Source organism: Salinibacterium sp. NYA9b (assembly GCF_976973725.1).
In genome coordinates, this window is sequence record NZ_OZ333476.1 from 1,492,202 (window position 1) to 1,512,267 (window position 20,066).

20 protein-coding genes are annotated in these 20,066 nt (G+C 60.8%); 7 read left to right on the forward strand and 13 right to left on the reverse strand.

The features are described 5' to 3' along the window. Positions 1-79: 79 nt before the first annotated feature. The 3 genes from ACWFSR_RS07150 (at position 80) to ACWFSR_RS07160 (ending at position 4,121) form a co-directional block, all read left to right on the forward strand. Positions 80-646: a PadR family transcriptional regulator gene (locus ACWFSR_RS07150; RefSeq protein ID WP_197105598.1), complete on the forward strand. Its 567-nt coding sequence runs from the start codon at positions 80-82 to the stop codon at positions 644-646. A 37-nt stretch (positions 647-683) separates the two neighbouring features. After that, positions 684-2,384, forward strand: coding sequence for an ABC1 kinase family protein (locus ACWFSR_RS07155; protein WP_447523424.1), 1,701 nt, complete (start codon positions 684-686; stop codon positions 2,382-2,384). A gap of 273 nt (positions 2,385-2,657) precedes the next feature. Next, a complete protein-coding gene (locus ACWFSR_RS07160) occupies positions 2,658-4,121 on the forward strand; it encodes a SulP family inorganic anion transporter (protein ID WP_197105600.1) in 1,464 nt (487 codons plus the stop codon). Between the two features lie 128 nt (positions 4,122-4,249). Here the strand turns inward: ACWFSR_RS07160 and ACWFSR_RS07165 are convergent, their stop codons facing one another. The 3 genes from ACWFSR_RS07165 to ACWFSR_RS07175 all read right to left on the reverse strand — a co-directional run bounded on the left by ACWFSR_RS07165 (position 4,250) and on the right by ACWFSR_RS07175 (position 7,312). Further along, positions 4,250-4,966, reverse strand: a complete 717-nt coding sequence (locus ACWFSR_RS07165; RefSeq protein ID WP_197107114.1) for an endonuclease/exonuclease/phosphatase family protein — start codon at positions 4,964-4,966, stop codon at positions 4,250-4,252. 38 nt (positions 4,967-5,004) lie between these two features. Continuing rightward, positions 5,005-6,273, reverse strand: a complete 1,269-nt coding sequence (locus ACWFSR_RS07170; RefSeq protein WP_447523425.1) for an APC family permease — start codon at positions 6,271-6,273, stop codon at positions 5,005-5,007. Between the two features lie 100 nt (positions 6,274-6,373). Further along, positions 6,374-7,312 (reverse strand): DnaJ domain-containing protein, encoded by a 939-nt coding sequence (locus tag ACWFSR_RS07175; protein WP_447523426.1) that lies wholly within the window; start codon positions 7,310-7,312, stop codon positions 6,374-6,376. Between the two features lie 122 nt (positions 7,313-7,434). Between ACWFSR_RS07175 and ACWFSR_RS07180 the strand changes: the two genes are divergently transcribed. Both ACWFSR_RS07180 and ACWFSR_RS07185 read left to right on the forward strand, forming a co-directional pair. Continuing rightward, positions 7,435-7,920 (forward strand): glutathione peroxidase, encoded by a 486-nt coding sequence (locus ACWFSR_RS07180; protein ID WP_307783878.1) that lies wholly within the window; start codon positions 7,435-7,437, stop codon positions 7,918-7,920. A gap of 11 nt (positions 7,921-7,931) precedes the next feature. Next, positions 7,932-8,216 carry a GNAT family N-acetyltransferase gene (locus ACWFSR_RS07185; protein WP_197105603.1) on the forward strand — a complete coding sequence of 95 codons (285 nt, stop codon included), beginning with the start codon at positions 7,932-7,934 and terminating at the stop codon, positions 8,214-8,216. Positions 8,217-8,298: 82 nt separating this feature from the next. Here ACWFSR_RS07185 and ACWFSR_RS07190 read toward each other — a convergent pair whose 3' ends face one another. Both ACWFSR_RS07190 and ACWFSR_RS07195 read right to left on the reverse strand, forming a co-directional pair. Then, positions 8,299-9,792, reverse strand: coding sequence for a transporter (locus ACWFSR_RS07190; RefSeq protein ID WP_447523427.1), 1,494 nt, complete (start codon positions 9,790-9,792; stop codon positions 8,299-8,301). Between the two features lie 59 nt (positions 9,793-9,851). Next, the gene (locus ACWFSR_RS07195) at positions 9,852-10,625 is read right to left on the reverse strand and encodes an ABC transporter ATP-binding protein (RefSeq protein WP_197109956.1); all 774 of its coding nucleotides are present in this window, start codon (positions 10,623-10,625) and stop codon (positions 9,852-9,854) included. Positions 10,626-10,751: 126 nt separating this feature from the next. Here ACWFSR_RS07195 and ACWFSR_RS07200 point away from each other — a divergent pair, with 126 nt between their 5' ends. Next, a complete protein-coding gene (locus ACWFSR_RS07200) occupies positions 10,752-11,273 on the forward strand; it encodes an RNase H family protein (RefSeq protein WP_197124587.1) in 522 nt (173 codons plus the stop codon). A 91-nt stretch (positions 11,274-11,364) separates the two neighbouring features. On the opposite strand, the gene ACWFSR_RS07205 is transcribed toward ACWFSR_RS07200, so the two are convergent. The 5 genes from ACWFSR_RS07205 to ACWFSR_RS07225 all read right to left on the reverse strand — a co-directional run bounded on the left by ACWFSR_RS07205 (position 11,365) and on the right by ACWFSR_RS07225 (position 16,510). After that, positions 11,365-12,663, reverse strand: a complete 1,299-nt coding sequence (locus tag ACWFSR_RS07205; protein WP_447523428.1) for a M18 family aminopeptidase — start codon at positions 12,661-12,663, stop codon at positions 11,365-11,367. A gap of 56 nt (positions 12,664-12,719) precedes the next feature. Beyond that, on the reverse strand, positions 12,720-14,039 hold the full coding sequence (locus ACWFSR_RS07210) for a GNAT family N-acetyltransferase (protein ID WP_447523429.1): 1,320 nt from the start codon (positions 14,037-14,039) through the stop codon (positions 12,720-12,722). Positions 14,040-14,060: 21 nt separating this feature from the next. Beyond that, positions 14,061-14,810, reverse strand: coding sequence for a DarT ssDNA thymidine ADP-ribosyltransferase family protein (locus ACWFSR_RS07215; RefSeq protein ID WP_447523430.1), 750 nt, complete (start codon positions 14,808-14,810; stop codon positions 14,061-14,063). Positions 14,811-14,861: 51 nt separating this feature from the next. After that, positions 14,862-15,992: a GAF domain-containing protein gene (locus tag ACWFSR_RS07220; RefSeq protein ID WP_307783875.1), complete on the reverse strand. Its 1,131-nt coding sequence runs from the start codon at positions 15,990-15,992 to the stop codon at positions 14,862-14,864. Positions 15,993-16,147: 155 nt separating this feature from the next. Continuing rightward, on the reverse strand, positions 16,148-16,510 hold the full coding sequence (locus tag ACWFSR_RS07225; RefSeq protein ID WP_197107118.1) for a DUF5997 family protein: 363 nt from the start codon (positions 16,508-16,510) through the stop codon (positions 16,148-16,150). A gap of 37 nt (positions 16,511-16,547) precedes the next feature. Between ACWFSR_RS07225 and ACWFSR_RS07230 the strand changes: the two genes are divergently transcribed. Further along, positions 16,548-17,273, forward strand: a complete 726-nt coding sequence (locus tag ACWFSR_RS07230) for a LysR family substrate-binding domain-containing protein (RefSeq protein WP_447522094.1) — start codon at positions 16,548-16,550, stop codon at positions 17,271-17,273. Between the two features lie 18 nt (positions 17,274-17,291). Here ACWFSR_RS07230 and ACWFSR_RS07235 read toward each other — a convergent pair whose 3' ends face one another. The 3 genes from ACWFSR_RS07235 to ACWFSR_RS07245 all read right to left on the reverse strand — a co-directional run bounded on the left by ACWFSR_RS07235 (position 17,292) and on the right by ACWFSR_RS07245 (position 20,009). Further along, the gene (locus ACWFSR_RS07235; protein ID WP_447522095.1) at positions 17,292-18,005 is read right to left on the reverse strand and encodes a GDSL-type esterase/lipase family protein; all 714 of its coding nucleotides are present in this window, start codon (positions 18,003-18,005) and stop codon (positions 17,292-17,294) included. Positions 18,006-18,156: 151 nt separating this feature from the next. Next, on the reverse strand, positions 18,157-19,002 hold the full coding sequence (locus ACWFSR_RS07240; protein ID WP_197109952.1) for an ABC transporter permease: 846 nt from the start codon (positions 19,000-19,002) through the stop codon (positions 18,157-18,159). Then, entirely contained in the window at positions 18,999-20,009 is a 1,011-nt protein-coding gene (locus tag ACWFSR_RS07245; protein ID WP_197105612.1) for an ATP-binding cassette domain-containing protein, read from the reverse strand. Before ACWFSR_RS07245 ends, ACWFSR_RS07240 begins: the two co-directional genes overlap by 4 nt. Between the last annotated feature and the right edge of the window lie 57 nt (positions 20,010-20,066).

The window sequence follows — 20,066 nt, forward strand, 5'->3', positions numbered from 1 at the left end:
GGAGAGCGAATCGTAACGATGTATCGTTGAGTATCGGCGAGGCCGCTCGTGCCCCGCATCCACCGACTGGAGGATCAGCATGAACAACTCATTCGGAACCGGCGGCCGGGATTCTCGCCGTCCGTTCGCAGACGCATTCGACCACGCAGGCAAAGGACTCTGGGACGCGCTCGACAACGTGCGCTCCGAGTTCGAACGTCGGGTAGTCCCCCGCATGGGCCGCGGAGACGTTCGCGTCGCCATCCTCTCCCTGCTGGCGGAGGAGTCAATGCACGGCTACCAAATCATTCGAGAAATCGACAAGCGCAGTAATGGAGCGTGGAAGCCGAGCCCCGGCTCCGTGTATCCCACCCTTCAGTTGCTCGCGGACGAAGGGCTGATCGAAGCGCACGAAGCCGACGGCAAGAAGACCTACACGCTCACTGAGAAGGGCCACGGCGAAGCTCAGGCTGGCCGCCCAGCTCCGTGGGAGAACTCTGAAGCGAAGGACTCCTCGCGCCCCACCGCACTCCCCCACGCCGCCGCGAAACTGGCGGAGGCAGTTGTGCCGCTGATGCGCACCGGAAACCCCGAACAGGTGGAAGAAGCCATCAGTGTTATCGATGATGCGCGCCGTAAGCTTTACGCAATCCTCGCCCAAGACTGAGCGGACAAGCCGCCATCGTCGGCACTAGGGAGAATTGATGACCGACACTCGACAGCTGCGCGCTCGCTATCGTCGTATCCTGCGCTTTGCTGCCCGGTACATGGTCCTCGAGTGGTGGTTCGAACTCGTTCTGCCACGCTTCGGGCTCGAACGGATTGCTGCCCGACGCCGTCTTGCGCGTGCAGCCCATATCGCTCGGAGTTTTCACAGCCTCGCGGTCGACCTCGGCGGGCTCATGATCAAAGTCGGGCAATTCATGTCGTCGCGCCTCGACGTGCTTCCGGGCGAGATCACGCGCGAACTTGAGGGACTGCAGGATGAAGTTCCTGCGGTCGATTTCACACTCATCCGCGAGAGTGTCGAACGAGAACTCGGCATTCCTCTCGAACGTGCCTACGACTACTTCGATGCAACGCCCGTGGCCGCGGCATCCTTCGGTCAAGTGCACCGAGCACGCCTCACTCCTAGCGACGCGATGGATGTCGGTTTCTCCGGTGTCGTAGTGAAGGTGCAGCGACCAGGTATCGCCGACATCATCACCGTCGACCTCGCAGCCCTTCGCCGGGTTGCCCGATGGCTCAGTCGCGTTCGCTTTGTATCTCGGCGCGTCGATCTGCCCGCTCTGCTCGAAGAGTTCGCCGTTATTAGCTTGCGAGAGATTGACTATCTCAATGAGGGCAGCAACGCTGAACGCTTCGCGGAGAACTTCGCTGACGACCCCCGCATTGGCGCTCCTGATGTGGTCTGGGAGCGGTCGACTCGCCGGATTCTGACCCTCGCCGACGCGACCGCCATCAAGATCAACGATCATGCACGGCTTATCGCGGCTGGAATTGATCCTGCCGAAGTTGCCGACGAGTTGTCGCGCGCAATGTTTGAACAACTCTTCATTCATCGCTTCTTCCATGCCGACCCGCATCCGGGAAACATCTTCGTGACGCCGGCAGATCCTGCCCGTGCCGACGTGTCCACCCCGGCATGGACGCTGACGTTTATCGACTTCGGGATGATGGGCGAAGTCCCCGAGAACCTCAGTCGCGGTCTTCAACGCCTCATCATTGCCGCAGCCGCGAGAGATGCCCCCGGGCTGGTCGCGAGCGTGCGGGACATGGGAATCCTCTTGCGCACCGCTGAAAGCGCGCCTCTCGAACGCGCCATGGGAGAACTGTTCGACCGCTTCGGCGGAATGGGCTTTAGCGAACTTCAACAGGTCGATCCCCAAGAGTTTCGTGCGTTTGGCAACGAATTCAGCGAAGTCGTACGCACCATGCCGTTTCAATTACCCGAAAACTTTCTGCTCATCATCCGTGCAGTGTCGGTCACGTCTGGCGTCGCCAGCGACCTCAACCCCGGCTACAACGTGTGGACCGCGATTGAGCCGTTCGCCGCACGTCTTGCCCGCAACGAAGGCGGCGGAACAGTGAAGGAGCTCGCGAAACAAGCTCTGTCATCCGCTGGCCTCATTCTGCGCCTCCCGCAGCAACTCGAGAGCGTTGCGACCCTCATGCAGCGTGGCCAACTCGCCGTCGAGACGCCAAGCGCCGATAAGCGCCTTCGCGCCATTGAACAGCTAGTTCGTCGTGTGCTCTCTTCTGTTCTTTTCACGGCGCTTCTCATCGGTGGCATTCTGCTGCGCTCCACCGATCCGACGCTCGGCCTGGTGCTGATGATTAGCTCGGCGCTTCCTCTGACCCATGCGCTCTTCGCTGGCGTCTTTACTCGCACCCGACTGTTCTAACGGCGTCGCGCAGGCTGGGAGTCACCCATGAATCTGCGCGATCGGCTATCGTGGACGAGGACTCAGACACACCTACTGTCGTCCGCTCTCGTCTGATCGGATCATCTCTGGTCTCTTGTCAGCATTGTCGCCGGCAATGAGTCGTGCGAATCACGCACTCAGGCTCCTCACTCTTTTTCCCGCCGCGCGACCGCGCAGCACTGTCCGTAGGAGAATCTCATCGCCATTGCTCAAGCACCCAAGTCAAACCGGTACCGTGCAGATCCGTCAGTAATGACGGCACTGCGCACGCCACGCATCCTCACTAGAGAGGTTTTGGCCGGGTTGGTCGTTGCTCTCGCCCTGATCCCTGAAGCAATCTCGTTCTCGATCATCGCCGGAGTCGACCCACGAGTTGGGCTCTTTTCCTCCTTCGTGATGGCTGTCTCCATCGCCTTCCTTGGCGGCCGCCCCGCAATGATTACTGCGGCAACCGGAGCGATTGCTCTCGTGATCGCGCCCGTCGCGCGTGAATACGGCATGGACTACCTCATCGCGACGGTCATCCTCGGCGGTCTGCTTCAAGTTTTCCTTGGCGTGATTGGTGTTGCCAAGCTCATGCGCTTCATCCCGCGCAGCGTAATGCTTGGCTTCGTGAACTCGCTCGCGATCCTGATTTTCATGGCTCAGCTTGAACACCTCATTCACGTGCCGTGGATGGTCTACCCCCTCGTCGGAGCGGGGCTGTTCATTATGGTGCTGATGCCACGACTCACAAAGGTGATTCCCGCACCCCTCGTCGCTATCGTGCTCCTGACAGTCATCACAGTCACGATGGCCATTGCAGTCCCCACCGTTGGCGACCAGGGTGAACTTCCCCGTAGCCTGCCGGAGCTCTTCATTCCCAACGTGCCGCTGACCCTGGAGACTCTCCAGATCATCGGACCGTTCGCGATCGCAATGGCTCTCGTGGGACTGCTCGAATCGCTCCTCACCGCCAAGCTGGTCGACGACATTACCGACACCCACTCGCGTAAGACTCGCGAGGCGTGGGGCCAGGGCGTTGCCAACGTGCTCTCCGGTCTCTTCGGTGGCATGGGCGGCTGCGCAATGATCGGCCAGACCATGATCAACGTGAAGGCATCGGGAGCGCGCACCCGCATCTCGACCTTCCTCGCCGGCATCTTCTTGCTCATCCTGGTGGTGGTTTTGGGCGACGTCGTCGCGATCATCCCGATGGCCGCGCTGGTGGCAGTCATGATCATCGTCTCAATCTCGACGTTCAACTGGCACAGCATCCGCTGGTCGACGCTCAAGCGCATGCCGAAGAGCGAAACGACCGTGATGGTCGCAACCGTTGCCGTCGTAGTAGCAACCGAAAACCTTGCAATTGGCGTGCTAGTCGGAGTGATCGTCGCGATGGTTGCCTTTGCACGCCGCGTTGCGCACTTCGCGACAGTTGAGCGCACGCTGCCCGATGACGAGGCTGTGCCGACCGCCTACTACCGTGTCAACGGAGAGCTGTTCTTCGCTTCGAGCAATGACCTCACAACACAGTTCGAATACACCGATGACCCGGACCGCATCATCATCGACATGTCGAACTCCCACATTTGGGACGCATCGACGGTTGCGGCGCTAGACGCGATCACGACGAAATACGAGCGTCTAGAAAAGCGCGTCGTTCTCGTCGGCATGAACGAAGCCAGCCAGTACATGCACGAGCGTCTTGCCGGAAATCTCGGCGGCGAAGGCTAGTCACAGTCCGCTGACGGCACCGTTCGCGGCACAGAACGTTCGTGACAAACAACGTTCGCGACACACAACGAGGGCCCACTACGCAATTGCGTAGTGGGCCCTCGTTGTGTGACTCACAGAGTGGAGAGTTAGCTCGCGAGCGGCTCAGCCGACATTGTTGACTTATGCGTGCTTTCAGTGCCGTACGAGGCCGTCACCAAGATGGGCAAGTGGTCGGATACCCCTCGCGCAAGCGTCTCGACGCCCTCGATCGAGAACCCCTGCGATGTGACGAAATCGAAGTGCCCACGGAAGAACTTGTAGTTCGTGTACGTGGTGCGATCGCTCAACGAAAGGTCATACCCGGTCTGCTTGACGCGCTGCGTCAGGCCATCTTTGAAGAGAGGGTAGTTGTAATCCCCGACCATCAAGATAGGCGAACCTGACCCGAGGGTGTGAAGCATCTCGTGCGCGGCCTTGATTTGGTTACGGCGAAGCGAATTGAGCGCGGTCAGCGGTGCCGCGTGGAACGATGCGACGATCATGTCCTCATCAGTGGCGCGATCGACAAGATGGGTGCCGACCAGGCGCTCAGTGGTCGGGGTGAAAATGCGGTCATGCAGAGACTTTTTGAGCTCGAACGACTGGCTAGCGCGATGCTCGTAGCGGTCACGGCGGTAATAGACGGCAAGGCCAAGCCGATTGTTCTTGGTCGAATCTGCCAAGTGCAATCCCCCAATTTCGTCGGGCAATTGAGACGAAATGACTTCCTGAAGACAGAGAACATCGAGATCAGGAGTCTGGGCGAGCGCATCAAGTTCGATGGCGGCCTTGTGCTTGCGAAGGTTGTAGCTAATTACGCGAATCACGAACCTATTTACCTCTTTCTTAAGAGAGAACCAGCCTATGCGTCATGGTCAGAAAGTTTGCGAGATTGGCGATTGGAGAGCAAACGTACAGGAATCCCCATCATAAGGACTACTGCTCCAACCGCGAGTCCCACTACCGGAACCGTGACGACGAGAACGAGGCACGCGAGTGCCCCAATGACATTGATGACTCGGGGAATGCGGCGTTGCGTCGCAGGTTGAGTAAAGGCTGCGATGTTGGCAACAAAGTAATACAGCAGAACGCCGAAGGACGAAAACGCGATTGCGCCGCGAAGGTCCGACACAAGCACGACGGCGATTACAACACCGGAGAGCACCAATTCTGCGCGGTGAGGGACCCTGAAACGAGGATGCACGGCATTTAGCCAGCGCGGTAGGTCAGAGTTTCGAGCCATTGCGAGGGCGGTGCGACCAATCCCCGCCATCAATGCCAGCAGTGCGCCCAACGCAGCTACGCCAGCGGTAAGCGAGATCAGGCCCGTGGCCCAGCCCCAGCCAGCGGCGACAAGTAGGTCAGCAATCGGCGCTTGAGAGGCAGCGAGGGTTTCAGAGCCGAGGACAGACAACATCGTGATTGCAAGCACCAGATAGAGCCCGGCCGTGATGGCCAAAGCCATCATGATCGCCTGAGGGATGGCGCGGTGTGGATTGGACACTTCTTCGCCGAGTGTCGCGATCCGAGCGTAGCCAGCGAATGCAAAGAAGAGAATGCCGGCTGATTGAAGCACGCCGTACGCATCGATCGGCCCCGAGAGAGAGAGCGGTTCGGGTTCCACGAGGGGCGACGCCGCAACGGTTATCAACACGCCGACAAGCACTACGAGTACGAAGACGACGATCACCTTTGTGGCTGCTGCAGTGCGTGTGACCCCGAGAAGGTTCACGATCGTGAGAGCCACCACGCCAAGCACAGCGACGGGCTTTTCCCATCCGTCCGGCGCTACGTACGCCGCGAAAACGAGAGCCATGGCGGCACAACTGGCCGTCTTGCCGACGATAAAGGACCACCCCGCGAAATAGCCCCACCAGGGGCCCAAACGCTCTCGACCGTAGACATAGGTGCCACCCGCGACGGGATACACCGCAGCCAGCTGGGCGCTTGCTGCCGCGTTGCACCACGCGACTATCGCTGCGATGCCTAGGCCGATTAGAAGTCCGGCGCCTGCTGCCTGAGCCGCGGGAACAAACGCCGCAAAGACGCCGGCACCGATCATTGATCCCACACCGATGACCGTCGCATCAGTTGTGGTCAATCGCCGAGCAAGCGTGGCGTTGGTGTTCACGGGTTCACCCTACTCCCGCGATCAACACCGTCAGCCGCACCAAGCGCTTCTCGCAGATGAACGCTCAGTGTCGCCGCGTGAAACAGCGACCGGCACCTCGCTATTCGACGAAGCGGATGCCGTTCGAGAGTCGAGTGCGAACATCAAAGAGTTCGTTGCCGCCCAGTTGGCGCCCGTGGCTCGACTCTGGGCCTGTGCGAAGCAGATGCGCCAGAACGCTCTGACGCACAGCAACGGCAGGTTGAGCTTTGACGGTGCCGAGTGATTCTTGGGGCTGGGCGAGCGCATCGTCTGGCACGACGATCACGAAGCAGGTGAAATTGACTTTCAGCTGCCGACTAAGAGTTTTGGCGCGCGAGGCAAGTTCGTGCATGGGCTTCTCGGGCTGAACGTCAGGCCCAATGAGTTCGCCGCGGCGCACCTTTACGGGCCCACCAAAGTCTTCTGAGAGCATCGCGTAGAGGCCTGTCGGGCCGAGTACCACGTGATCGATTTTGCGCTCAGGGGGGCCGGTGGAGACGTCGTGCCAAATGGTGAACCCAATGCCGAGAGCACTCACGGTGCGGGCGGTCGCTTCTTCGGCGAGGGCGTCGGCGAGGGTCCGGCGAATTTCGCGCGGAGCGCTCCGCACTAGGGCTGGGTCGTAAGGGTTGTCGAGCGAGACACCGCGGCCCGCCCATTCCCGCATACTGGCGAGGAATCGTTCTCGGCGCCATCCTCCAGGGTGACCGTGGGTTCGAGCGCGGGGTCGGGAATCCTCCCGCGGTGGCGCTGACCCGCGTGACGAGAATGAAGAAGAACTGCCGGAGGCGGAGCGAGCGTGTGATCCTGCCCCGGCGTCGTAGTGACGTCGCTTCTCGGGCGTTCCGACACGTTCCCACGCATCCTGAACGGCTGCGAACCGTGTGGGGTCTCCCCCAGTATCGGGATGAGTCTCCCGGAGCGCCCGCCGAAATGCCTTCTTCAGCTCAGACTCCGATGCCGACGCCTCAACACCAAGCACCTCGTACGCGCTTGCTGACAGGGGGCTATCGGGCATGAACTCACTTTCGGTGAACCGCACGAATGCGGAAGTGGGGAAACTCCCATGCTACCGACCCTCGCTGGCAACATTCGGAATGTCGTCGGCGCGCGTACAGACTGCGGGCGTAGTTTTGAAACGTGACCGAACTGAGAAACATTCCCCTCACCACTATTGACGGCAACCAGACGACGCTGGCGGATTATCAAGACAAGGTGGTGCTCATCGTCAATGTGGCATCACGGTGTGGCCTTTCGCCCCAGTACGAGCAGTTGGAGCAACTGCAGAAGACGTATGGTGATCGCGGTTTCACTGTCTTGGGCTTCCCCAGTAATCAGTTCTTGCAGGAACTGAGCACGGAAGAAGCGATTGCGGAATACTGCTCCACGACCTGGGGCGTCACGTTCCCCATGTTTGAGAAGGTCAAGCTCAACGGCAAGTCAGCCCACCCGTTGTACGCCGAGCTCAAGAAGACGGCGGATGGTTCAGGCAAAGCTGGTCGAGTCGCGTGGAACTTCGAAAAGTTCCTCGTGACGCCAGGTGATGACGTCACTCGTTTTCGCCCGACGGTGGTTCCGGATGACCCGGCCATCGTTGGTGCCATCGAAGCGGCACTTCCGGCCTAGGGTAGAGAGTTATGGCTACAGAGTTTGTGCATGAGGAAGATGCTGCGCGGTACATCATGAAAGTTGATGGCGCGCTAGTTGCCGTTGCGGACTATCGTACTAACGGATCGTCTATCTCTTTCAACCACACGTATACCCAGCCCGCTCACCGCGGCAAGGGTTACGCGGCCCAGCTTGTGAAGTTTGCGGTCGATGATGTCGAAGTGAATTCGGTGCTGCGCGTGCTGCCCATGTGCTGGTACGTTTCCGATTGGTTCGAAGCTAACCCTCAGCGGGCCGAGCTGCTCACGCGTTAGCCTGCTCTGCAATTCTTGTGAAGCGCCGGCGCGGGTGAGGTGCCGGCCGTTGTGAGGTGCCGACGCTCAGAGCGACGGTCTGCTACTTCTGGCGTTGAAGTTGCACCAGCATCTCTGGCCCGTGGTCATCGAGCAGCTTTCCGCCCCAGCGCACCCCAATGATCAGCAGCGTGCCTCCCAGCACGAGTGCGACGGCAAGAGAGACCCAGCCGAGTGACTGGTTGAACGTTGCGAAGCCGATAATGGCGAGCACCATTTCGGGAAGAGCCAAGAGCGCCAATGCGGTCCACGATGCAAACATCGAGAGCATGAGGGTGAATCCCCCGCCGGGGCGGGACTTGAATGGATTGTCTCCGGGAGCTGGCACAGCGAACGCGAATCGACCGGAAACAAGCGACGACAGTGCCAGACCGGTGATGAAGAGGCCAAGGGAGATGCCGAGCATCCCGGCCAGTCTCTCCCAGCTATCACTGACCCAGACGCTCGCAACCGTGAGGATGATCGTCGTAGGGACGGCAAAGACGCTCACGGCGATCACCCTTCCCCATCGATCGGAGCGGCCGCTCACCCCGGACTGCAAGTGGAGGCTGAAAGCGGTGTTGTCGTACGACACATCCGTGTAGATCGACATGCCCAGAAGCACCGCGACGATGGGGCCGACGAAGAGCAGACCGCTCAAATCGCCGCTTGCTCCGCTATAGAAGAATACGATCGCGGGCACGAGCGGCACGCTGATGAGCGACTGTGCGTAGCGCGGGTCGCGCGCCCAATAGGTGAGTGCCCGAGCTGCCACGGCGCCCGTGGGAGTGCCGGAGAAAACAGCAAACCAACCGAGTCCGCGTTGAGCACTGCTGTGGGATGTGGAGGTCGCCGGGCGCTCGAGGGCGCGATCCAATGCCCAGCGCCACACCGCGGTCGCTGCGATGAGCGTGCCGATGCCGATGAGGGCGTGCAGAGCTGCTGCGCCCGGCCGCCCGAGAGCCAGATCACCAGGAACAGCCCAAATAGCCCCGAACGGCGTCCAGGCCACCACGTCGGCGATGATCGGAAGCACGGTTCGAAGCTCACGAAACAGTGTGGACAGCGCGAGCACCGCCGGCCCGAGCAGCAAGAGCGGAATCAACACGAGCACTGTCTTTGCTTCACGAGCTCGACGCCCCGACGAGATGCGCACCGTGAGGGCAGCGAGCATCCGTGACCCTACGACGCTCGTAAGGGCACCGATTGCCGCACAGAGCAGAGCGACGATTGCGATGAGTGGCGTTTGCCACCACACCAGACTCGTTGCAAGCGCGGCCAGAGTGGTGATGATTCCGGGGACCCCAAGAACTCCGCTCACGGCGAGGGCCAGCAGCAACGTGTTGATGGGGATGGGGAAGGTTGCGAGCCGTGCCGGGTCTACCGTTTCGTCGATGCCCGAACTCAGCAGCGGTAGGAAGGTCCATCCCAGCACCAGAATGGCGCCGCCAACAACGCTGACGGTGCGCCCGAGGCTTTCGGGGGCCGTACTGAGGAAGAGGAGGCCCACGACCACGAGGAACAGCATGAACATGCCGTAGACAGTGCCGAGCACCACGGCAACCGCCTGCCACGGACTTCGAGTGAGCGAATTGGCAAGGAGCCTGAAGCGCAGCCTTACGAGATGCGCAACCACTCGGGGCCCTTTCCGTGACGGCGCCCGCCGACGAGTTCCACAAAGCGGTCCTCGAGGGTGGATGAGCCGCGTACTTCATCCGTGGTTCCGGATGCCAGCACTCGACCATCGGCGATCACGGCAACATGGTCGCACATGCGCTGAACGAGATCCATGGCGTGGCTGGACACGATGACGGTGCCGCCGGACTCAACGAACCCGTGCAGAATGTCACGGATATTGGCGCCAGACACCGGATCAACGGATTCAAACGGCTCATCGAGCACGAGCAACTGCGGGGCGTGAATCAGAGCACAGGCGAGCGCTATCTTTTTCGTCATGCCGGCGGAGTAATCGACGACGAGAGTGCCACTCACGGCATCGAGGTCGAACAACTCGAGAAGATCAGCGGCGCGTTCCGCGACGACGGCACGGTCCATCCCGCTCAAGAGGCCCGCGTAGGTTACGAGTTGAAGGCCTGTCAAGCGGTCAAAGAGCCGAACACCATCGCTCAACACTCCGATGCGCCTCTTTGCCTCGACCAGATTGCTCCACACATCAAGACCGTGCACGGAAACGGTGCCAGCGTCGGGCCGGAGAAGGCCCGTGGCCATCGAGAGCGTCGTGGTCTTGCCAGCACCGTTGGGACCAACGAGGCCGAAAAAAGATCCACGGGGAACCGTGAGGTCGACAGCGTTGACGGCGAGTTTCTCACCAAAACGCTTGGTAAGTCCGCTGATTTCAAGCGCAGGAACGAGAGTGGGGTTTTCGGGCACGGTACTACCCTAAAACCGATTCGTCCTCAGAGAGGTGTGTGCCGCACAATCTGTGGTGATAACCAGCTACTAGAGTCGATAGGACGCGGCAGTTCTCTCACTCCGCGAGTTCTTCGAAAGGTTGTTATGACGATTACTGCTGCTGCTGACGGATCGGCGCTCGGCAACCCCGGGCCAGCCGGATGGGCGTGGTACGTCGACGACAACACCTGGGCAGCTGGCGGCTGGGATCACGCCACCAACAACCAAGGTGAGCTCATGGCGGTGCTGCAGTTGTTCCGGGCAACGGCGCATGTTGACGATGATCTGCTGATCTTGTGCGACAGCCAGTACGTCATCAACTCGATCACCAAATGGATGCCCGGCTGGAAGAAAAAGGGCTGGCGCAAAGGTGATGGCAAGCCCGTCATGAACGTCGACCTCATCAAGCAGATTGACGACGCCATCACCGGCCGCCGCTACCGCTTCGAATGGGTCCGAGGGCACGTAGGGCATCCGCTCAACGAGGCTGCGGATGTCAGAGCGCGCGGTGCTGCCGAAGCATTCCAGCGTCGCTCGGTCTGCCCCGCAGGCCCCGGTTACCCCGGAGCCACTGCGAGTGACGCTAGCTTGCCGGGCGCAACCGACGAGATCGCTCCCCTGTTCTAACTCGTCGCGGCTTAGACAGCGTGGCGATCAGCGGCGATGCCGCATGAGCGCGCTGTCGGTACAGCCGGGCTTGGGGCGCCGAGCGCTCGCCTTACTCGGGCGAGAAGAACGCGGCGATTGCTGAACTGAGCGCCAGCGGGTCAGCGACGCCGCACAACTCGCGAGCGGAGTGCATCGAGAGCAACGGAAGCCCCACATCAATCGTTCGGATGCCCAACCGGGTTGCCGTAATGGGCCCGATGGTGGAGCCACAGGGCATGTCGTTGTTCGACACGAACTCTTGGTACTCAACGCCAGCCTGACGGCACGCGCGAGCCCACTCCGCAGCGCCAAGCGCATCGGTGGCGTAGCGCTGGTTCGCGTTGATCTTGAGCAGCGGTCCCCCACCAAGACGCGGACGGTTGGCGGGATCGTGACGCTCGGGGTAGTTCGGGTGCGCGGCGTGGCCGGCATCCGACGACAGGCACCAGGAGCCAGCGACGGCACGCATCCGATCCGTTTCGGAACCGCCCAAACCAGCACTGATGCGGGCAATGAGGTCGGCGAGGAACGGCCCGCCAGCACCTGAGCGTGATGCCGAACCAATTTCTTCATGGTCAAACGCGACGAACAGCGGAATGTGATCGAGTTTGGTGTCGAGACCGAGCAGAGCGACGAGACCGGCGTGCACTGACGACAGGTTGTCGAGACGACCGGAGGCGAAGAGCGCATCATCGAGACCAAAGACGGCGGGAGCCGCGGTGTCCGCAACCACAATGTCGTACCCGTCGATGTCCTCAGCAGAACGATTCTTTGCCTTCGACGACAGGATTGAGGCGAGATGACCGAGCACGTCGGCGTCGTCGCGCTCGCCCAAACCGAACATGGGGTTCATGTGAGCTTGGCGCTTGAGCGTGAGCTTGTCATTGACGCCACGATCGAGGTGAATGGCGAGCTGCGGAAAACGCAGCAACGGACCGGTGCGTACAAGCTCAGTGCTGCCATCGCGGAACGTAACCCGGCCAGCAAACTCAAGCTCGCGGTCAAGCCACGAGTTAAGTAGCGGGCCACCATAGATCTCAACTCCGGCCTGAAGAATCCCCTCCGAGCCTGTGGTGGGCTTTGGCTTGAGCTTGAAGCTTGGTGAATCAGTGTGGGCGCCGAGGATGCGGAACGGCGTCGTGCCGGTAGCCTTCGTCGGCTGAATCCATGCCGCAATCGCACCGTCGCGGATCACGAAGTACTTCGCTGCCTTGCGAGTGCGCGCGCCATTCCAGTCATCAGCCTCGTGCAATTCGCTGAAACCGGCGTCACGCAGACGGCGCGCAGCCTCCGCTACGGCGTGAAAAGACGACGGTGATGCGGAGACAAAAGAGGCAAGATCGTGGACATGATTCAGGGCAGCAGTCATGGACTCATTCTCGCACTGTTCGCCGTGAGCAACGCCCAGCAGCGCACGAGTGACGGCTAGAACCAGATGCTCAACCACGGCGTCGTCGGTGCGTGGAACACACGCTCCACCACCGCCGCAGCACCCTCAGTCAGCTCATGAACGCGGCCGGCAGCAACCAGCGCTGATGCCGTGACTCCGCCGAGATACAGCGAGCTGAGTTCATTGACCGAGAGTGAGACCGAGGCAATATCGGAGGGAAGATCGTCTACCTGACGCACCTGCGGCATCCCGGCGTCATCTGTCGAGAGCACAAAGCGGCCGTGCGCGAAGCCGAGGTCATCGCTGACGTCGAATCCGAGCTGGGCGGACGTCGAGTACGTGCGAGCGGTGAGCGAGGCGGGCACATCGAGGATGCGCAACCACAAGTGGTCAATCGGGGACACTCTGGCGGCACGCATGTCGGACAGCAGCCACAGCAACGGTTCATCGATAGAGCGAAGTTCTGCTTTCACCTCACGCACCAGGTCGACCTCCAACACAAAGCGCCACAGCGCCTCATAGGCCTCCGGAGTCTCAGCCAGCAGATAATCGACCGTGAGCTTGTGGTGGGTGAAGTCGGCTCCGCCGCCCGCCACCCGGTACACCACGAAGCCTCGGGGCGTTCCGCTCTCGTCGTCGAATCGCACCACACGGGTGTTCTTCGTGTATTCCTCATCGCCGGGCGAAGTGCCGGCGATCTGCTCCCAGCGCAGCGGCCACACGGCGATTTGTCCCGGAGTGGCCAGACGGACACGTTCAAACACCGCAGGCGCTTCGCTGACGAAGACGGAGGGTGCCACGTGCTGCAGCGTGCCACGGCGCTCATGAGCCACGAGCGAAGCCCGAGTCGTATCGATCGTGAGATCAGCAGCGAAGACGGCTTGACCGAATCCGAAGCGGCCATAGATCGTCGACTCCGACACGGTGAGCATCGCCATCGGCAGACCCATCGCAGCGGCCGAGCGCAGTTCGCCTTCGAGAAGCGAACGAGCGATTCCGCGACGACGATGCGTCGGCGACACCGTGACCGAGCTGATAGCCCACGCAGCAATGCTCGTGCCGCCAGGAACCGTCAACTGCTCGGTCCACGAACTGGTGGTTGCGACCGGAACCTCCGGGGCGACCAAGCGGTCATCCCAAACACCGATCGTGCGGCGATACGTTACGCCGGCAAAACTTGAATCGACCTGTTCTTTCGACATCGCCGGGCCGTGAAATCCACGGGAATCAGCTTGAAACCACGCCTCGAACGCAGCCCGATTAGACGTATCGACTAGGTCGTAACGCAATCCGCTTGCAGCGAGGGCAGCAGCCGACGTGGGATCAACAGGGTGGTGCGAAAAGTCGTTGGCCATGTACCAACGGTACCGCGAACTTTACAGAATGAACCATGGCGGATAAACCGCCACCTTCGTCTTAAACGAGGCGCCATCAAGAAGCGACTTCACACGCTCGCGAGCCTTGTCACTGGCAACTCCGACGAGTTGCACATCGTCGAAAGCGAAGGAGCCATGAATGAGAACTTCAGCGTCGTCGGTGAGCTCATCGGCACGCAGGTTGCCGAGCATCCGGGTGATGGCCTTTTCATCAGTGGCGAAGCGCGTCAAGCTTGCTGCGGCGTCGCCATCTGCCAGAACGGCATCCTCGCCGAGAGCGCGAACAGTGCTGACCAAGAACACGAAATCTGTGGGAGTTGCAGTGCGAGCGGCATCTGACCAGCGCGGTTCTGAGGCGCCGGCACGGAGCTCGCGCCACGCGGCGGATTCCGGGACCAAGCTGAACGGAACGTAACGGTCAACAGGCTCGCCGGTGCTGAGCGACGCTGCGCTGCGGAGCTCGCGAGTGAGGGGCGAACTGATGTCGAGGATTGCATCCTCAATTGAGGCGGCCGCGACGAGCTGACCCTCCCGAAGGATGCTCTCCAAGTTGCTGATGTGCGTGACGTGATACACACGCTGGTCCGACAGCGACGGGACCTTCGCGCTCGACGCGCGAGGAGTTCCGGGAACTCGCTTGGTGCGAGAAGAGGTCGTGGCACGCGTTACCGGCTTGACAGGGACAGCCTTCGGAAAGCAGGAATCGCAGAGACCGTTTTCGAAGCCGTGGATGCACTCAGTGCCAGACATTGGAGCCTTTCTCGGAGTTCAGAAATGACCTCCGTATCCAAGGTACGGCAATTATCGACTGCGTATCGCCGTCTCTGCACGATGAGCGAGCTCGCGCAGCAATGTTTCGTGGCTGGGATCGAAGCGGCGCGGCCCCGTATCGAAGATACACACGGCCCCCACGATGTCGCCGTTGGGGGCTGCTACCGGGTAGCCAGCATAAAACCTGATGCGCGGGCCTTCGATGACCCACGGATGATCGGCAAACCGTTCATCGTTCAGGGTGTCTTCCAAAACGACAAGACCACGATCCGTGAACGCTGCGCTGCAGAACGCGCCAGCTTCATCACGATGCATCGAGCCAACGCCCGATATCGACGTGAACCAGTGGGCGTCTTGATCATGGAAGGTAATAGCGGCGCCTGCTGTGCCGAAAAGCTCGCGCGCCGAATTCATGATTGTTGCCAACGATGTCGACACCGTCTTGCGGGTGAGTACTGAACTCTCGAATGGTGGCGGAGTGACGATCGAACCGGGGCGTTCAGTGGGAGGCACAGCCACGGCAGTGAGAGAACGCGCAACGGCGGGCGCAAGTGCGCGGGCCCAGTGCTCGTAGGTGGGGCTATCGAGCGACACCCGAGTGTTTCCCGCAGATGCCGTGGCGGGAACGAAGGTCGCGCTCGGGCGAGTAGAGCACAACTGCTGACTAATCGCGTTGAGATTGGCGACGTTGTGGTTGACGATGCGCAGCAACGGTGCGGGAAGCGACACGAAGTCATCGAGCGGAGCTACGCCAACGATGAACGTGTGCATTGCGCCGCCGCCGCACTCTTCGATCGTGTTCAACAGGTCAGTGACATCCCTTCGCCAAGCGAAAAGGGATCGGAAACGCAGGGCATCTCCCCCGCCGAGCGTGAGCACAAGGGCGTCAAATCGTTCAAGGTTTGCCCATCGGATGACGACACCGGTATCAGCGGCAGACATCGAGGGGTCGGAGACAATGTCGACGCTGCAACCGCGCTGGGTCAGGGATGACAGTTCTCGAGCGAGATGACCGCCGAGTCCGAGTTGATGCGTGTGCACGCCATAGCCCGATGATTTTCCTGGACCGAGAAGGAGTACGCGGTCGGGATCGGGGCCAATCGCTTCGACGCGGGGGTCATCAGCGGGAAGAGTGAGCGCGCGCCACCGTTGTGGCTTCACGGCAAGCCACAGTTTGACTATTGGCCACGCCAATAGCGCAGCATAGCTACGTAGCAATCAATTCCCCACCCGAACGCCCAGACACGGGCACCCTCAAGGTAACGAGTATAGAGCTGAAAACTATTCAGAACCAGCGAGAATGAGGAAAACTGAAATTATTTGCGTTCTGCTTTGGCGGCGCGCTCTGTCTTGATTCGCGCGTTCTCATTGTTGACGGCGGCGTGAACTGCGCGCTCCTCGACGAGCCACGCAGGCATTTCGACGAGAAGTGCCTTGATTTCATCCGAAGTCATGACGTCGGGTGCTCCGGCGCGGGCGAGCCCCGACGTGGAAACGCCGAGCTTTTGGGCGACAACCTGCCGTGGGTGCGGTCCTTCTGCACGCAACTGCGTGAGCCACTCGGGCGGAGTGGCGAGCAATTCTGCGAACTGTTCGCGACTGATCTCGGAATCGCGGAACTCTTCCGGAGCGGCGGGGAGGTAAATCCCCAGCTTTTTGGCGACGGTTGCGGGCTTCATGGTCTGGACTGGCACCCCCCAAGACTAACCTGAAGACATGTCTTCACCATTCACGGTCGCATTTGTGCTCGGAGCGACTCCCGGTAAGTGGGCTCGCGTCTGGAATGAACGCCTGCCCGAGACGACTCTCGATCTTGTCGCAGCAGAACAAGAGCCTGCGCTCGACATGCTGCGGGCGGGAACAGCTGATGTCGCATTGCTGCGCCTTCCGGTCGACCGTGCTGAGAACAGTGATCGGCCACTCGCCGCTATTCCGCTCTATACGGAGCGCGCCGTCGTTGTTGTTCCCAAAGGGCATGCCATCGAAGCGCTTGATTCGCTTGCTGTCGCTGACCTAGAGGCCGAGAACGTTATTCGTGGCGACTGGCGCGATGCGGTCGAGCTCGTCGCCGCCAACGTGGGGGTTGCTGTTCTGCCCCAAGCTGTTGCTCGAGCGTTGACACGAAAAGACGTTGTTGCCCGGATGCTCGACGACGGCCCCGAGTGGCAGGTTGCTGTGGTCTGGCGCGATGGCTCAGTCGACCCGCTCGTGGAAGAGTTCATCGGCATCGTGCGTGGTCGCACGGCGCGCAGTTCGCGCGGCACCGGAAATGCCAACGATGCTGGCGAGGACACTCCCCCGAGCCGAGCAGCCCAGAAGTCGGGAAGCGGAAACAAAAAGGGCACCGGAGCTCGGTCATCGGGACGCACCCACAACGGTAAGGGTGCGTCGAAGCGCCCCGCGCGCGCAAAGAGCTTCCGCCCCCAACCGCGCAAGGGCTAACCGCACAAGGTCCAACGACTATTCGCTGACCGAGCCGCTCAGAATGAATTCTGCGACATCGGGGGCCATGGCGTCGGCCCACGCCCGATAACTTTGACGGCCGTCGATTGCCTCAGGGTCTTCGATGGGTGGCGAGAAGTGCACATAGTGGGCATGCTCGCGGTGTGCCACCAACCGCTCAATTTCTGTGTTGTAGCGCTCGGTCATCAGGTGGATGCGGCGTTGATAGCTATCGGGAAAGCGTGACATCTTGGGCGGCACGCATCCCAAAATGAAGACTCCGACATCGGGTGTGGAGTTCTCTAGTAGAAAATCGACGAGCCGTGCCATGTCGCGTCCCCATGTGCGGGCCGGGGTGAAGGTGAGTGACTCGAAGACGCCGAAGGACAAGACGACCGCTTTCACGTCGGTGAGGTCGCTTACTGCGACCTTTGCTTGCGCCTCGCGTGTTGTCAGCCGAGCACTCGTGACGGTCGCAACCTCGATGCCCTGACCCGTCAGAGCGGCGAGCGAGCGAGCGAGCGATCCCCCGAGGGCAAGTTCGTGAGACGCAACCCCGTATCCCACGACGATTCCGGAGCCGCACAGCAGAACCTTCTGGACGTGGGGTCCGTCGACGAGGACGGGTGGGCCAGCCTCCGGTTTGGGGAGGCCGCGCCACGAATGAGGAGATGTGTGGACCCAGGCGAGCATGAAGAGTTTCATGACGACGTGTCCAAGGGTGGCGAACATCTCGAACTCCGTTTCGGGCGGTGTCGGAGTGCGCCCGGAGGTTTATCGTGGCGCAATTACCCCGGTGGGTGGGGCGTCTCTAAGTATCCGCACTTTAGCACCGTTGGGGTCCACTGCCTAGATTTTTCAAGGAGTGGTCGCGCTCTCACGCTTAGCGCGTGCTGATGCTCGCGAACTTGCGGATCGCGAGCGGAACGAAAATTGCGAGCATCACGACGATGCCAATCAGCACCGTAAGGACGGGGTGCTGTTGTGACCACACATCGGACTGCACCGCCCCGGCCGGGGTGTTTCCGAACAACTCGCGGGCTGCCTGAACGAGAGCTGAGACAGGGTTTAACTCAGCGAACGTGCGTAGCGGTCCCGGGAGGGTCTCGGCGGGAACAAAGGCGTTGGAGATGAAGGTCAGCGGAAAGAGCACCAAGAACGAGACGTTGTTGATGACCTCTGGACTGCGCACGCTCATTCCAATAAATGCCATCACCCACGACAGCGCGTAAGCAAAGAGCAAGAGCAGAGCGATCGCAGCGATCGCTTCGAACGGGCTCGAGTTGATGCGCCATCCGACAATCAAACCCGTGGCCATCATGACGATCATCGATATCGAGTTGATGAGAAGGTCACCGTTGGTTCGACCGACCAATACCGCGGAGGGACTCATAGGCAAAGTGCGGAAGCGATCGATGATGCCGTCTTTGAGGTCCTGGGCCATCGCCGAGCCCGAATAGGTTGACCCGAACACCACGGTCTGAGCAAAGATGCCGGCCATGATGAACTCGGTGTACGTGCTGCCGGGAATATCGATCACGCCGGCGTAGACGTAGGTGAAGAGCAGCACGAACATAATGGGCTGCAACGTGGTGAAGACCAGGATGTCGGGCACACGCTTGATCTTGATGAGGTTGCGACGGGTGGTGATCCACCCGTCATTCAGCCAGTTCATGACCGATGACGTGGCGGTCGGGCTCGGTGCTGTCGTGGGTGCTGTGGCGGTCATTTCTGTGCCTTCTGTGCTGGTGCTGCATCCGTCGTATCAGTGTCGGTTTCGTCGGCGCTTGCCGTATGGCCGGTGAGCTTGAGGAACACATCGTCGAGAGTGGGGCGACGCATTCCTGCGTCGTAGAGCTGGATGCCGCGGCTCGCGAACTCCGTGAGAATCAACTGCAGCGCGGCGGGAGCATCTTCCGCGTTGACGGTCAGGCCGCGGCCGTCGAGACTCACGGCAGGTTCGGTGCTGCCGAAACGAGTGAGGATCTCGTGGGCGGCGGTCGCGTCATCCCGCGACACGAGGCTCACTTCAACTCGCTGACCGCCGATGGATGCTTTGAGCTCATCTGAGGTGCCCTGGGCAATGACCTTGCCGTCGTCGATGACAGAAATGCTGTCGGCGAGTTGGTCTGCTTCTTCAAGGTATTGGGTGGTGAGGAGCACAGTGGTGCCCTCCCCCACGAGCGTTGTAATGACGTCCCACATGCCAATGCGGCTGCGCGGGTCGAGACCGGTGGTTGGCTCGTCGAGAAAGAGCACCGGTGGGCGCATAACAAGGGCACCGGCGAGGTCAATGCGGCGACGCATGCCGCCGGAGAATCCTTTGACGGGACGGTTTTGGGCTTCGGTGAGGTCGAAGAGGTTGATAAGTTCGCGTGCTCGCTCGCGAGATTGCTTAGCGCCGAGGTGGTAAAGCCGGCCGACCATATCGAGATTCTCGAAGCCAGTGAGGTTCTCATCGACGGCGGCATATTGGCCGGAGACGCCAATCATGGGGCGGATGCGCTCGGGGGAAGCGATGACATCGACACCGTCGATGGTCGCTGAACCTGAATCGGGGCGGATGAGTGTCGTCAGGACTTTCACGGTGGTCGTCTTGCCCGCACCATTCGGACCAAGCAGAGCCGTTACTGTGCCCTGAGGAACCTCCAAGTTGAGGCCGTCGAGGGCATGCACCGGGGCTGCGCCCTTAGGCGTATACGTCTTCTTGAGATCTACTGCTTCGATATAACTCACGGGGTAACGCTAGAACATGCCGGCGACATCGCAAAGACACGCCGATGGATGTCGTAC